The sequence below is a fragment of the Cupriavidus gilardii genome (genome assembly GCF_013347325.1).
Classification (GTDB): Bacteria; Pseudomonadota; Gammaproteobacteria; order Burkholderiales; family Burkholderiaceae; genus Cupriavidus; species Cupriavidus gilardii.
Genome location: NZ_CP054626.1, coordinates 263,775 through 278,312, shown reverse-complemented (window position 1 = coordinate 278,312; position 14,538 = coordinate 263,775). Strand labels below are relative to the sequence as shown.

9 protein-coding genes are annotated in these 14,538 nt (G+C 68.9%); 2 read left to right on the top strand and 7 right to left on the bottom strand.

The features are described from left to right. Positions 1–7: 7 nt before the first annotated feature. From FOB47_RS26010 to icmF, 4 genes are all read right to left on the bottom strand, one after another. A complete protein-coding gene (locus tag FOB47_RS26010; RefSeq protein ID WP_217488929.1) occupies positions 8–2,257 on the bottom strand; it encodes a hypothetical protein in 2,250 nt (749 codons plus the stop codon). A 317-nt stretch (positions 2,258–2,574) separates the two neighbouring features. Beyond that, on the bottom strand, positions 2,575–3,435 hold the full coding sequence (locus tag FOB47_RS11435) for a 3-hydroxybutyryl-CoA dehydrogenase (RefSeq protein ID WP_174781133.1): 861 nt from the start codon (positions 3,433–3,435) through the stop codon (positions 2,575–2,577). Positions 3,436–3,517: 82 nt separating this feature from the next. After that, positions 3,518–3,934 carry an HIT family protein gene (locus FOB47_RS11430; RefSeq protein WP_226994817.1) on the bottom strand — a complete coding sequence of 139 codons (417 nt, stop codon included), beginning with the start codon at positions 3,932–3,934 and terminating at the stop codon, positions 3,518–3,520. 154 nt (positions 3,935–4,088) lie between these two features. Continuing rightward, positions 4,089–7,412, bottom strand: a complete 3,324-nt coding sequence (gene icmF, locus FOB47_RS11425; protein ID WP_174781132.1) for a fused isobutyryl-CoA mutase/GTPase IcmF — start codon at positions 7,410–7,412, stop codon at positions 4,089–4,091. A 295-nt stretch (positions 7,413–7,707) separates the two neighbouring features. Between icmF and FOB47_RS11420 the strand changes: the two genes are divergently transcribed. Further along, on the top strand, positions 7,708–8,745 hold the full coding sequence (locus tag FOB47_RS11420) for a hypothetical protein (RefSeq protein WP_174781131.1): 1,038 nt from the start codon (positions 7,708–7,710) through the stop codon (positions 8,743–8,745). Positions 8,746–8,791: 46 nt separating this feature from the next. Here the strand turns inward: FOB47_RS11420 and FOB47_RS11415 are convergent, their stop codons facing one another. The 3 genes from FOB47_RS11415 to aptA form a co-directional block, all read right to left on the bottom strand. Further along, complete coding sequence (locus FOB47_RS11415) at positions 8,792–9,139, bottom strand: DUF2917 domain-containing protein (RefSeq protein ID WP_151023402.1); 348 nt, start codon at positions 9,137–9,139, stop codon at positions 8,792–8,794. A 388-nt stretch (positions 9,140–9,527) separates the two neighbouring features. Then, positions 9,528–10,916, bottom strand: a complete 1,389-nt coding sequence (locus FOB47_RS11410; protein ID WP_174781130.1) for a branched-chain amino acid transporter BcaP — start codon at positions 10,914–10,916, stop codon at positions 9,528–9,530. A 483-nt stretch (positions 10,917–11,399) separates the two neighbouring features. Continuing rightward, positions 11,400–12,731 (bottom strand): omega-aminotransferase AptA, encoded by a 1,332-nt coding sequence (gene aptA / locus FOB47_RS11405; RefSeq protein WP_053820973.1) that lies wholly within the window; start codon positions 12,729–12,731, stop codon positions 11,400–11,402. A 338-nt stretch (positions 12,732–13,069) separates the two neighbouring features. Here aptA and FOB47_RS11400 point away from each other — a divergent pair, with 338 nt between their 5' ends. Then, positions 13,070–14,512, top strand: a complete 1,443-nt coding sequence (locus FOB47_RS11400; protein ID WP_174781129.1) for an aminotransferase-like domain-containing protein — start codon at positions 13,070–13,072, stop codon at positions 14,510–14,512. Positions 14,513–14,538: the final 26 nt, after the last annotated feature.

The following is a 14,538-nucleotide window of genomic DNA, read 5'->3' as shown; positions in this document are numbered from 1 at the left end:
ATCGGATTCAGACCGGCGCCGTTTGCCCGGCTGGCACCTGTCCGGGCAGCGGCGGCGCGGACGGCAACACCGTGGCAGGCGTGGCAGGTGTGGAAGCCGTGGCAGGCGTGGAAGCCGTGGAAGACGTGGAAGCCGTGGCAGGCGTGGAAGCCGTGGCAGGCGTGGAAGCCGTGGAAGCCGTGGAAGCCGTGGAAGACGTGGAAGCCGTGGAAGACGTGGAAGCCGTGGAAGCCGTGGAAGCCGTGGAAGACGTGGAAGACGTGGAAGAAGGCGATGCGGCTGGCTGCTGAGCGTTCGGCGACTTGCCCTTGTCCACTGAATGCCGCTGCGGGCGATCGTTCGGCTTGCGCGGCGCGTCCAGGTCAAACTGATGCAAGGACTCGAACTTGCCCTCGGTGTAGACCGTGACGGGCTTCTCGCAGTCCGTTTCCGCCACCGTGACGACCGGGGGGACCACGGACTTCAGTTCCTGCCGCAGCACGTACGCCGCGGCCTGTTGCGGCGAGATCGGCTGCTCGGCGATCGGACCGGAAAGCACCTCGATCTCGTCGGCGACGACGACGCGTTCGGCAGATAGCCCCCCGGCACCGCCTGCCCCGGCCGCTTCGCCCGCCCAGCGATGGAGGTAGCCGCAAGTGGTATTGCCGATGCGCAGGCTGGACGTCAGCCGGAGCAACAGCTCGGTCGGCACGTCTTCTTCGGCTTTCCACTCGAAGGCGAATTGGCTCTGGAGCCGGCGCACGCTCTCGCCGAGAAGCGGAACGATCTCCCTCTGGTAGAACTGGCCCAGCGAAACGTCGAATACCGTCTGATGCAATGCCTTGGCATCGGCCTCGACATTGCTGGGTACCTCGGCCAGGCGGATGGTCTTCCATGCCCACTTCGCCAGGCTCGGCCGTCCCTGCGGCACGAAGCGCAAGGCCTCGCCATCCTTGCGCGACGCGACCGCCAGCACCTCCTCGTGAGTCCGCTCGCCCGAGATCCAATCGAGCAGCCCCGGCTTGCGGGTAAAGCGTGCCAGTCGCACGCCCTCGGGCAAGGCGGCGCCAGCCGGGCGGTCGTCGTGCAGCGCCTGCGCGGCGGCGGCCGACACACCGCGCTCCTGCACGACCTGGCGCACGAACGCGGCGAGCCGCTGTCCGGCGACAAAGGGCTTGGCCTTCTGCTGGATCGCCTCGATCAGGCTCGCGCGTGCATCGAGCACCGCGGATACGATCTGATCGGCCTTGTCGCGGCACACGCCATTGAGGATGGCCTGGAAGCGCTGTGCCGCGCAAGCCCGGCACGACGCCATGGCTTCGTCGACGGCGCGGGCCAGGGCCCGCCGCGTCGCCCGCGTCGACTCCAGGCTGCCATCCTTCCTGACCGTGCCGATCAGCAGCGGCCTGACATCGTGATTCCCCTCATCGGCCAGGATTCCGCGGGCCCACTGCTCCAGCAGCCGCGGGGCTTCGTCCTCGATCGTCGCGACCATGTAGCGGCCCATCAGTTCGGCCATGTTCCGGTAACCGCAGTCCTCTCGGTCGCCCCTGGCAATCGACAGCAAGCGCTCCATGTCGCGGCGGGCGCGCTCCTTGCGCTCGGCCGAGCCGCTACCCCGGGCGTGCAGTCGGAACTCGATGGCATCGCCTGCGCTCTTGAAGGACAGCACCAGAACCTCGCCCTCGATTCTGGTCTTGCCGCGGTCGATCCGCTCCAGGCTCACCGGACCGCCCTCGGGACAGCGGATCCATGCGTCGATTTCTCCCGGGTTCAGCGAGACCAGCGTGCCCAGCGCGCGCTCCGAGATCGGACGCCGATTCGACAGCGCCGCGTTGCCGCGCCGTTCGGAGGTCCCGGCCCCCGCTTCGGCGCCCGGTGCATCGAAGCCCGGCCACAGCTCCTCGACGATGCGATCGGCATGACCGCGCAGGCCCCTGACCAGACCGGTCGTGATGGCGGACCCGCTGCGCAGCGCGCGCTCCATCGAACGCGTGCTGCTGCGGAAGAACAGATAGTCCATCAGCTGCCGGATGCGCATCTCCACCAACGATTCGCCGTTCTCGAACTGGCGCTCGATGCATAGCTGCCGTGTCTTGCCCTTGGTGACCAGCTTCAGCGTGAAGACGTTGTCGCCGATCTCGAACCGGCCGCTCGGCTCCGAGCCGCTGGCCTTCTGTCCGAAGACGCGCGCAACGAAGTCGCCCGGATTGCTTTGCACCTCCTGGTAGTACTGCTCGTACGTCGTCTTTTTCACCTGTCCGATAAACGTCGCCATGACTTTCGATCCTCATAGGGTGAGTGAAGGCGGTCATCGTACGGATCGCAACGTGGCCACTTTTCGGAAAGCGACCGATTCTTTGTCGATGGAAATGGCACCACGCGGCGCGCTGCGCGTCATTCGCGCGTACTCGTACTCGGGCACGACGCGGACGGTGGAGAAGACGGGAGAAGCGAGGCGCGAGGAAGGGCGGAAAGCGGAGGCGGACGGGACCAGGAGAAGGCGCGAACCGGCGCACGCGTCGAGCGCGGCGCGGCCGGTTCGCAGGCAGCCGACCGGTGCGTGATGAAGGGCGTGTCAGCGGCCGGGGTGTGTTACCGGCTCTGGCTGTAGACGTAGACGCCGCGTCCCGTCTTGCGGCCGAGATAACCGGCGGCCACCATCTCGCGCATCAGCATCGCGGGCCGGTACTTCGGATCGCCGAACTCGGCGTACAGCACCTCCATCACGGCCAGCATCGTGTCGAGCCCGATCATGTCGGCCAGCGCCAGCGGGCCGATCGGATGATTGCAGCCGAGCTTCATGCCTTCGTCGATCTCCTCGGGCGAGGCCAGGCCTTCGCCGAGCACGCAGAAGGCCTCGTTGATCATCGGGCACAGGATCCGATTGACGACGAAGCCCGGGCTGTTCTTCACCGTGATCGGATACTTGCCGAGCTGCTTCGACAGCTGCTCGACCGCCGCGTGCGTGGCGTCGCTGGTCTGCAGGCCGCGGATCAGCTCGACCAGCGCCATCATCGGCACCGGGTTGAAGAAATGCATGCCGATGAAGCGTTCGGGCCGGTCGATCGCCGCGGCCAGCTTGGTGATCGAGATCGACGAGGTATTGGACGCGACGATGGTGTCGTCGCCGACCAGCGCATCGACCTGCTTCAGGATCTTGAGCTTGAGCTCGTAATTCTCGGTGGCCGCCTCGATCACGATCTGCGCGGCCTTCAGGTCCTCGTAGGCGGTCGAGCCGCGCACGCGCGCCAGCGCGGCGGCCTTGTCGGCCTCGGTGATCTTGTCCTTCTTGATCAGGCGGTCCAGGCTGCCGGCGATGGTGGCGATGCCCTTGTCGACCGCGCCCTGGCTGATATCGACCATCACGACATCGAGCCCGACCACCGCGCATGCCTGCGCGATGCCGTTGCCCATGGTGCCTGCGCCGATGATGCCGACGGTTTGGATTGTCATGCTGTCTCCCTGCGTGCCAATGGAATGTGAATGGAATGGGTATGGAATGCGATGGATGCGGATGGCGCCAATGCGGTGAGCGTCAGCCCAGCGCCGCGACGATGCGCGCCGCGTGCTGCTGCAGCACCGCCGGATCCTGCGGCTCGCTCGCGTGGCCGCGCAGCGGGCGGTCGGCGTAGCGCGGCACGATATGGAAATGCACGTGCGGCACGGTCTGGCCGGCGGCGGCGCCGTTGAACTGGCCGATCGACAGGCCGTCCGGTTCGAACGCATCCCGCACCGCGCGGGCGATGCGCTGGGTCGTGCGGATCGCTGCCTGCGCGGCGCCTTCCGACAGCTCGAACAGCTCGGCGGCGGGCTCCTTGGGCAGCACCAGCACGTGGCCGTCGGACTGCGGCATGATGTCCATGAACGCCAGCGTGTCGGCGTCCTCGTAGACCTTGTGGCAAGGCAGCTCGCCTCGCAGGATTCGGGCAAAGATATTGTTCGGGTCGTACACCGTGAGCTCCGGTTCGGGAATGCGTGGCGGCGGCAAGGCGCGCCGCCTGCGAGTTTAACGCACGGTCGTGCGAAATTGCGGCGCGCGAAGATGGCCGCGGAAAACGACAGCGCCGGGCACTGCGGCCCGGCGCTGTCGTGCCGTTCGGCAAGCGCTACATGTTGCGGCGATACTGGCCGCCGACCTCGAACAGCGCATGCGTGATCTGCCCCAGCGAGCAGACCCGCACCGCGTCCATCAGCACCGCGAACACGTTCTCGTCGTCGATCACGGCCTGGCGCAGCCGCGCCAGCATCGCCGGAGCCTGGTCGGCATGGCGGGCGTGGAAGTCCTGCAGCCGTTGCAGCTGGCTCTGCTTCTCGTCCTCGCTGGAGCGCGCCAGCTCGAGCGTGGCCGGGGTCGGATCGCCATCGGGATTGCGGAAGGTATTGACGCCGATGATCGGCAGCGTGCCGTCATGCTTGCGCTGCTCGTAATACATCGACTCTTCCTGGATCCTGGCGCGCTGGTAGCCGGTCTCCATTGCGCCGAGCACGCCGCCGCGCTCGGCGATCCGCTCGAACTCCTGCAGCACCGCCTCCTCGACCAGGTCGGTCAGTTCCTCGATCAGGAAGCTGCCCTGGTTCGGGTTCTCGCACTTGGCAACGCCCCATTCGCGATTGATGATCAGCTGGATCGCCAGCGCGCGCCGCACCGACTCGGCCGTCGGCGTGGTGATGGCCTCGTCGTAGGCATTGGTGTGCAGCGAATTGCAGTTGTCGTAGATCGCGATCAGCGCCTGCAGCGTGGTGCGGATGTCGTTGAAATCGATCTCCTGCGCGTGCAGCGAGCGGCCCGAGGTCTGGATGTGGTACTTCAGCTTCTGGCTGCGCTCGTTGGCGCCGTACTTGTCGCGCAGCGTGACGGCCCAGATGCGGCGCGCGACGCGGCCCAGCACGCTGTACTCCGGGTCCATGCCGTTCGAGAAGAAGAACGACAGATTGGGGGCGAAGTCGTCGATATGCATGCCGCGCGCCAGATAGGCCTCGACATAGGTAAAGCCGTTGGCCAGCGTGAAGGCCAGCTGCGAGATCGGATTGGCGCCCGCCTCGGCGATGTGATAGCCGGAGATCGACACCGAGTAGAAGTTGCGCACCTGATGATCGACGAAGTACTGCTGGATGTCGCCCATCACCTTCAGCGAGAACTCGGTCGAGAAGATGCAGGTGTTCTGGCCCTGGTCCTCCTTCAGGATGTCGGCCTGCACGGTGCCGCGCACGTTCTGCAGCACCATCGCGCGGATCTTCGCGGCCTCGCCGGCATCGGGCTCGCGGCCCTGCTCGCGGCGGAAGCGCTCGAGCTGCTGGTCGATCGCGGTATTCATGAACATCGCCAGGATCGCCGGCGCCGGGCCGTTGATCGTCATCGACACCGAGGTCTGCGGATCGATCAGGTCGAAGCCGTCGTACAGCACCTTCATGTCGTCGAGCGTCGCGATCGACACGCCGGAATTGCCGACCTTGCCATAGATGTCGGGACGCAGGTCCGGGTCTTCGCCGTACAGCGTGACCGAATCGAATGCCGTCGACAGCCGCTTGGCCGGCATGCCTTCGGAGACCAGCTTGAAGCGGCGGTTGGTGCGGAAGGCATCGCCCTCGCCGGCGAACATCCGCGTCGGATCCTCGTTCTCGCGCTTGAAGGGAAAGACGCCCGCGGTGTAGGGGAAATAGCCGGGCAGGTTCTCGCGCATCAGCCAGCGCAGCAGCTCGCCCTCGTCGGTGATGCGCGGCAGCGCCACCTTGCGCAGGCGCGTGCCCGACAGCGTGGTGGTCACGAGGCCGGTGCGCAGCTCCTTGCCGCGGATCGTGACGACGTGCTCGTCGCCGCTGTAGGCGTCGCGCAGCGCGGGCCAGCCGGCCAGCAGCGCGCGCTCGGTCGCGCCCAGCGCGCCGTCGCGCTCGGCCTCGAGCGCCTGCAGGCCCTGCAGGGCCTGCGACGGGTCGGCCCCGGCGGCAGCCGGCGCCTCCGCCAGCATGCGGCGCGCCTCGCGCAGCTGCTGCCGCTCGCGGGCGATCCGGCTCTGCGCGGCCACGCGCTTGTGATAGGCGCGCACGGTATCGGCCAGCTCGGCCAGATAGCGGCTGCGCGCCGGCGGCACGATCGCGTTGCGGCCGGTGCTCTGCCGTCCCGCCAGCCGCGGCAGCGTGCCCTCGCGCAGCACCAGGCCGCGCGCGGCCAGCGCCTCGCGCAGGCCCAGGTACAGCATCGTCACGCCGTCGTCGTTGAAGCGCGAGGCCTGGGTGCCATAGACCGGCATGTCCTCGGCGCGCGCATGCCATTGCTCGCGGTTGCGCTGCATCTGCCTGGCGACGTCGCGCCACGCGTCCTGCGCGCCCTTGCGGTCGAACTTGTTGATCGCGACGAAGTCGGCGAAGTCCAGCATGTCGATCTTCTCGAGCTGGCTGGCCGCGCCGAACTCGGGCGTCATCACGTACAGGGACAGGTCGACGTGGGGCACGATCGCCGCGTCGCCCTGGCCGATGCCCGAGGTCTCGACGACGATCAGGTCGAAGCCGGCGACCTTGCAGGCCGCCAGCGCGTCCGGCAGCGCCCGCGACACCTCGCTGGCGGCGTCGCGTGTGGCCAGCGAGCGCATGTAGATGTGCGGATGGTGGATCGCGTTCATGCGGATCCGGTCGCCCAGCAGCGCGCCGCCGGTACGCCGGCGCGACGGGTCGATCGAAATCACCGCGATGCGCAGGCTGTCCTGCTGATCGAGCCGGAAGCGGCGGATCAGCTCGTCGGTCAGCGACGATTTGCCGGCGCCGCCGGTGCCGGTCACGCCCAGCACCGGGGTCGCGATGCCGGCGGCGTCCGCATGCAGCGCGGCGGCCAGCGCGGGATCGGCCTTGCCGTTCTCGAGCACCGTGATCCATTGCGCCAGCGCGCGGCGATCGCCGGCGCGCAGCGTGTCGAGCGTCGCCGGAGCGTGGCGCGACAGGTCGAAGTCGCAGCGCCGCACCATGTCGCCGATCATGCCGGCCAGACCCAAGCGCTGGCCGTCCTCGGGGCTGTAGATGCGCGCCACGCCGTAATCCTGCAGTTCGCGGATCTCGGCCGGCACGATCACGCCGCCGCCGCCGCCGAACACCTGGATATGCGCGCCGCCGCGCTCGCGCAGCAGGTCGACCATGTACTTGAAGTACTCGACGTGGCCGCCCTGGTAGCTCGACACGGCGATGCCCTGGACGTCCTCCTGCAGCGCGGCCGCGACGACTTCCTCGACCGAGCGGTTGTGGCCGAGGTGGATCACCTCGCAGCCCTGCGCCTGCAGGATGCGGCGCATGATGTTGATCGAAGCATCGTGGCCGTCGAACAAGGATGCGGCCGTAACGAAGCGGACCTTGTGGGTCGGCGCGCCGGCGGGCGCGGGTGCCGGCGCCACGGTAGCGGCCTCGGCTTCGGCGCCTGCCTTGCGCAGGTCGGACAGATCGGTCATGGTCTCCACCCGGTGAGGCCGGGAGCGGCGGACAGACTGCGCCGCCGAAGCACCGGCCATCGCGTTGTGCGGCCATTGCTGGCCATATTGTCTGGGGTCGCCCACACGGCGCAGCGCCGGCGGGCCAGTCGATTGTAGGCCCATCCCGCCGGGCGTGACCAGCGGGCAGCAAACGGCACGTGACGCCCTCTGCCTTCGGCTACAATCGAGAACATCCGCCGGGACTCGGACCTCCGGTCGGCACAACAAAGGACACGCACAGCCGGCCGTGTCGACCTACTGAAGGGAGATTCCTATGCGGCATTGCGTGCCGTGGCTGCCGCGCCTTGCGCTGCTCGCAGGTCTGATCGGCCTGCCCGCCAGCGCCATCGCGTGGGACTACACGCCCGCGGCCATTTCGGGTCTGACCAGCCTGTACGGCTACCTGACCAACCAGAACGCCACGCTGGAGCGCGCCGCGGCCAAATACCCGTCGCTGCGCAACGACATCCAGCAGGTACGCAATGCGTTCGACCGCCAGTATCCCGATGCGCTGGAGACGGTAACCCGGCTGTTCCAGGACATTCCGCTGCCGGCGACCGATCGTGCCCGGCTGGCGACCAAGGTGCTGGAAATGGACCGCGAGGCAATGCAGTCGGCGCTGGCCTCCGAGCCCGCGATGCAGGCCTATCTGCGGCGCGTGCGCGAAAGCGCCCAGGGCGACATGGAGAAGGCCTCGCTGCAACTGCTGCTGGCGGCGGTCTACGAGGACAAACCCGCCGCCGAACTGGCCTCGCCGATGGCCCGCAGCTATACCACCAAGGGCGTCCGCCAGGCCGGTGCGATCGACCTGATGCTGCGCATGCCGCTGTCGTGGGAGCGCGATCCGGCCCGCGAAAGGCTGCTGCCGGACAACGCGATCTTTGCCTTCACCAGCCAGGGCGGCAACGGCCTGTCGACGATCGATCTGCTGGCCCGGCCGCTGCCCAAGGACGGCGCGAAGGACGGGGCCAGGGAAACCGGGAAGGACGCCGCCAGCGCGGCGACGGCCGCGCGCGCGAGCGAGGAACTGAAGGCGCTGACCGGCGCCGGCGCCAGGGTGATCGCCCAGGGCACGGTACGGCTGGCGAATCACCGCGCCAACTGGGCCAGCTTTTCGATCGCCAGCGACGGCGGCCGTCTGCAGTACGGCCGCGCCTGGTGGGTGCCGCTGCCGGAGGCGGGCCAGACCGCGGTGCTGCTGTGCCGCACGCCGTCGCTGCCGCCGCAGGCCGCCGACAACGAGCGGCAGCGGCTGGAGCCGTTGTGGCAGGCAGTCGCCGCCACGCTGTCGACGGCGACGCCGGCGCGCTGAGCGCCGCCGCCCTCACCCTCCCGGCTTGCGCTTCGCACGATTGCCGCTAGCGCGACAGATGCCGCGCCGGCCACCAGCCGGCGGAGGGCTCCGGCAACCGTATCGGGTCGGGCCGCGGCCGCGGGCGCAGCAGGGCGACCAGAGCGCGCCACGACAGCGGCGCCGCTTGCTGGGCCAGCGTGAAGCGGGCCCCCGGCGCGTCGGCCGAGATCCATACCCAGGCGCCCTCGGGCAGATCGAACGACTGGCCCGGCGCCAGCCAGACGTCGCTACGCTGCCCTTCCACCGTCAGCCAGATGTTGCCGTCGCGCGCGACGATGCGCTGCCCCGGCCGCGCGCGCCAGCTGACCGGCGTGCCAGCCTGGTCCAGTTCGAAATCCCTGAGTTCCTGCATGGTGCTGCTCCTGTCGATGGGCATCGAGCGGAGCCGGCTCGTCCGACCCGCCACCTGACGGTCGCACAACAGCGGGTCGCGCAACAGCGGACCGGGTGTTGTCCAGGCGGGCATGGTGGGCGCCGATGGCCCTGAAGCCTTTTGGTATTTCGCGGCGGTTGTTGCCCGCTGCGCCGGGCCTCTTGCCAATGTGGGCGACCGCACGGACGGCCGCGCCACGGCGTGCTTCGATGCACGATTGCATTATGGACAGCCGGCGCGGCCATCACAGGGACAGTTCCGAACAGTTTCCCAGGTACTGTTCCGGCGTTTTTTCTGACAGTTGGGCCGCCGCGGTGGCGAGGCGCCAGGCGAGACGCTGGCGGTGCTGGCGAACCCTGGCTGGACCCTAGCGGTGCAGCACGGCGTTGCGCCGCGCGTAGCCGAAATAGATCAGCAGGCCCAGCGCCAGCCACAGCAGGAAGGCGATCCACGTGAACGCCTGCAGATGCGCCATCAGGAACAGGCAGAAGCCCACCGACAGCAGCGGCACCACCGGCACGCCGGGGCAGCGGAAGGTGCGCGGCAGGTCCGGCCGGGTCCGGCGCAGCACCAGCACCGCGATCGAGATCAGCGCGAAGGCCGACAGCGTGCCGATATTGATCAGTTCGGCCAGCACGTTCAAGGGCACCAGGCCGGCGATCGACGAGAACACGATGCCGACCGCCCAGGTCGCGTGGAACGGCGTCGCGTGCACCGGATGCACCTGCGACAGCCTGGCCGGCAGCAGCCCGTCGCGCGACATCGCGAACAGGATGCGGGTCTGGCCGTAGGTCATCACCAGGATCACCGTGGTCATGCCGAGGATCGCGCCCAGGTCGACGAAGCCGGCGACCCAGTTCTCGCCGGCGTACTGCAGCGCCAGCGAGACCGGATGGTCGATGCCCTCGAACTTCGGGAACGGCACGATGCCGGTCATGATCGCCGCCACCGCGACATACAGCAGCGCGCAGACCGCCAGCGAGCCGATGATGCCGATCGGCAGGTCGCGGCGCGGGTTGCGCACCTCTTCGGCCGCCGAGGTCACCGCGTCGAAGCCGATGAAGGCGAAGAACACCAGCGCCGCCGCATTGACGATGCCGGCGAAGCCGAACGGCGCATAGGGCTGCCAGTTGGCCGGCTTGACATGCCAGACGCCGACCACGATGAACAGCAGCACCACCGCGACCTTGATCGCCACCATGATGTTGTTGACCCGCGCCGACTCGCGCACGCCGTACGACACCACCCAGGTGATCGCCAGCATGATCAGCACCGCGGGCAGGTTCAGCACCGTCTGCACGCCGGGCACGGCGCCGGGCGCGGCGGTCAGCGCGGCCGGCAGCTGCAGGCCGAAGCCCGACAGCAGCGACTGGAAGTAGCCGGACCAGCCGACCGACACCGCCGAGGTCGCCAGCCCGTATTCGAGCAGCAGGTCCCAGCCGATCATCCAGGCAACGATCTCGCCGAGCGTGGCGTAGCTGTAGGTATAGATCGAGCCGGACACCGGAATCGCGGTCGCGAATTCGGCGTAGCACTGCGCGGCGAAACCGCAGGCGAGCGCCGCGATCACGAAGGACAGCGTCAGCGCCGGGCCGGCGGTCAGCGCGCCGGTACCGGTCAGCACGAAGATGCCGGTGCCGATGATGGCGCCGATGCCCATCATCACCAGATCGACCGGGCCGAGCACCTTTTTCAAGCCATCGTCGCGGCTCGCGGCGAGCATCGTTTCGATGTCCTTGGTGCGGAACAAGCTCATGAAGGGATCTCCTGCATTGGCGGCATCCGCCCGGGGTCGGTCATGCGGTGTCGCCTGGAACGAGTTGGCCGGCCTGTGGATGACCGGTCGCCCATGCCCGCGCGCGCCACCGCCTGGGTGGAGTGCGCGAAGCCGCCCGCGCCGGCAAGGTTGTGCCGGCCGGGGCAAAAAAGGCGCCTAGTTTATCGAACCGCGCCGGCCAAGCCGTCACTTATGGAGGCGGGCTTCGGGTTCGAGGCAGGAGATCACGGGGAAAGGGGCGGCTTATGGGCGAGAGGGAGCGGCGGGAGAGAGCGGCGAGAGAGAGAATCCACCCCGACGGGTGTTCTCCCTCCCTGAGGCGGGAGAGGGTGGGGGAGAGGGGGTGGTTTCGATCCACGATGGCAGAACGACCGCCCGCTGCCTACTCCCCTGCCCCTCTCCCGCAAGCGGAAGAGGGGAACAACCAGGCCGGCTTGCCGCACGGCCCTTGCTGCAGGTCCCCTACTGCACGTCCTTCAGCACCTGCCGCACCGTGTCGAACAGCTCGGCGATCTGCGCCTCGGTGACGATCAGCGGCGGCGAGAAGGCCAGGATGTCGCCGGTGTACCGCACCAGCACGCCGCGCTCCAGGCACTTGAGGAAGACCTCGTAGCCGCGCGCGCCCGGCTGTCCCGGCCGCGGTTCGAGCTCGATGCCGGCCACCAGGCCCAGGTTGCGGATGTCCTTGACGTGTGGCGCGCCACGCACGCCGTGGGCGGCCTCCTCGAACAGCGGCGCCAGCTTCGCGGCGCGTCCGAACAGGTCTTCGCTGCGGTACAGGTCCAGCGTGGCGATCGCCGCCGCGGCCGCCAGCGGGTGGCCCGAATAGGTGTAGCCGTGCGGCAGCTCGATCGCGCCCGCGGCGGCGGCATCGATCACCGTGTCGTGGACCTCGCGGCGCACCGCCACCGCGCCCATCGGCACGGCTGCGTTGTTGATCGCCTTGGCCATCGTGATCAGGTCCGGCGTGACCTTGAAGCGCTCGGCCGCGGTGGCCGCGCCCAGGCGGCCGAAGGCGGTGATCACCTCGTCGAAGATCAGCAGGATGCCGTGCTTGCTGGTGATCTCGCGCAGCCGCTCCAGGTAGCCGACCGGCGGCACCAGCACGCCCGCCGAGCCCGCCAGCGGCTCGACGATCACGGCGGCGACATTGGACGGGTCGTGCAGCGCGATGATCCGCTCGAGGTCGTCGGCCAGATGCGCGCCCCAGGTCGGCTGCCCCCTGGAGAATGCCGCCTCGGCGATATTGAGCGTGGCCGGCAGATGGTCGGTGCCCGGCATCAGGTTGGCCGAGAATGCCTTGCGATTCGGGCCGATGCCGCCGACCGCCATGCCGCCGAAGCCGACGCCGTGATAGCCGCGCTCGCGGCCGATGAAGCGGGTGCGCTGCCCCTCGCCGCGGGCACGATGGTAGGCCAGCGCGATCTTCAGCGCGGTATCGACCGATTCGGAGCCCGAGTTGGTGAAGAAGATGCGGTCCAGGCCCGACGGCATGATCGCCGCCACCTTGCTGGCTGCCTCGAACGACAGCGGATGGCCCATCTGGAACGGCGGCGCGTAGTCCAGCGTCTGCACCTGGTGCGCGATCGCGTCGGCGATCTCCTTGCGGCAGTGCCCGGCCGCCACGCACCACAGGCCGGCGCAGCCGTCGAGGATCTTGCGGCCGTCGTGGGTCGTGTAATACATGCCGCTGGCCGAAGCCAGCAGCCGTGGCGCCGCCTTGTACTGGCGGTTTGCGGTAAACGGCATCCACAGCGCATCGAGATCGGGAATCACGGTCTTGGCGGCGTCCATTACTTCCTCCTTGGTTCGTCCTGTCTTGGTCCGGGCTTGGTCCGGTCAGTTCGGGGTATTGCGCCACCGCGCCGGAGCGGTCGATGGTGCGGGATAGCGATCCGGCCACTGTAGCGAGCCCGGCGCTGCCTAAAAATATACGGTTGCGAAATGCTCGCCTTACCGTACTGATTTTCCGACCCAAACCGTACAGGTCGATCGCGGCCTCAGCGGCACGACTTCATCGCCATCAGCCCGTATTGGCAGAGATCACGAGGCATGTCGGCAGGCACAGGCAGGCCGGCATCGTCGTTCGCCACGCTTGAACTGTACAGGCATCCCCCGCACAATGCGGTCGCATGATCCAGCTCGAATTGACCCGCAGCCGCCGGGGCGGCGACACGCTGACCGAACAGATCGTCGCCGGCATCGCGGCGCTGGTGGACCGGCGCGCGCTGCGCCCCGGCATCGCGGTGCCTTCGGTGCGGCGCTTCGCCGCCCAGCATGGCATCAGCACCTTCACGGTGGCCGAGGCCTACGGACGGCTGACGGCGCTCGGCTACCTGGCCGCGCGCGCGGGCTCGGGCTACACGGTGGCGCATCGCCAGGCCAGCACCGGGCAGGCGCCGAGCCCGCGCTGGGAGACCCCTGCGCTGAACGCCGCCTGGCTGCTGTCGGACGTGTTCGCCGACCATTCGGTGCCGATCAAGGCCGGCGCCGGCTGGCTGCCGGGCGACTGGCTCAACGAGGAGGGGTTGCACCACGCCATCCGGGCCGCTGCGCGCGTGCCGGCCGGGCAGGTATCGGGCTACGGCCATCCCTACGGCTTCGCCGCGCTGCGCGAGCACATCGCCACGCGGCTGGCGCAGTACGGCATGCCGATGCAGGCGCAGCAGGTGGTGCTGACGCAGGGCGCGACCCAGGCGCTGGACCTGGTGGTGCGCACGCTGCTGCGCGCCGGCGATACGGTACTGGTCGAGGATCCGTGCTACTGCAATCTGCTGCAGATCCTGCGGCTGGCGGGGCTGAACGTGGTGGGCGTGCCGCGCGGCGCGGCGGGGCTCGATACCGACGCGCTCGACGCGGCGATCCGCCGGCACGGACCGCGCGCGATGTTCGTCAACACGGTGCTGCAGAACCCGACCGGCGGCACGCTGACCAGCATGAACGCGCACCGCGTGCTGCAGCTGGCCGAGCAGCACCGGCTGCTGGTGGTCGAGGACGACATCTATCGGGAGCTGGCGCCCGCGGGCGCGCCGATGCTGGCGGCGATGGACGGGCTGTCGCACGTGGTCTACGTCAACGGCTTCTCGAAGACCATCACGCCGTCGCTGCGGGTCGGCTATCTGGCGGCCAGCCCCGAGCTGGCCAAGGCCTTTGCGCGCACCAAGATGGCGGTCGGGCTCACCTCGTCGGAGGTGACCGAGCGGCTGGTCTATGCGGTGCTGACCGGCGGCCACTACGCGCGCCACGTCGACGCGCTCGCGGCAAGGCTGCGCGCGCAGCAGGACCGCGTCACCGAGAAGATGGAGGCGCACGGCCTCGAGGTGCTGCTGCGCCCGGAGGGCGGCATGTTTGCCTGGGCGCGCGTGCGCGGGGCGCCCGACGGCGCCGCCGCGGCGGCGCACGGGCTGTCCGGCGGACAGCTGGCGACGCGCGCGCTGTCGCACGGCGTGTGGTTGGCCCCGGGCAGCTATTTCGCGCCGGACGAGACCGATTCGCCGTGGATCCGCTTCAATATCGCGACCAGCGATGCGCCGGCGCTATGGGAGTTCTTCGATGGCGTACGCGGCGGCAGCTAGCCGCGCACGCCCCCGGACTACGCCAG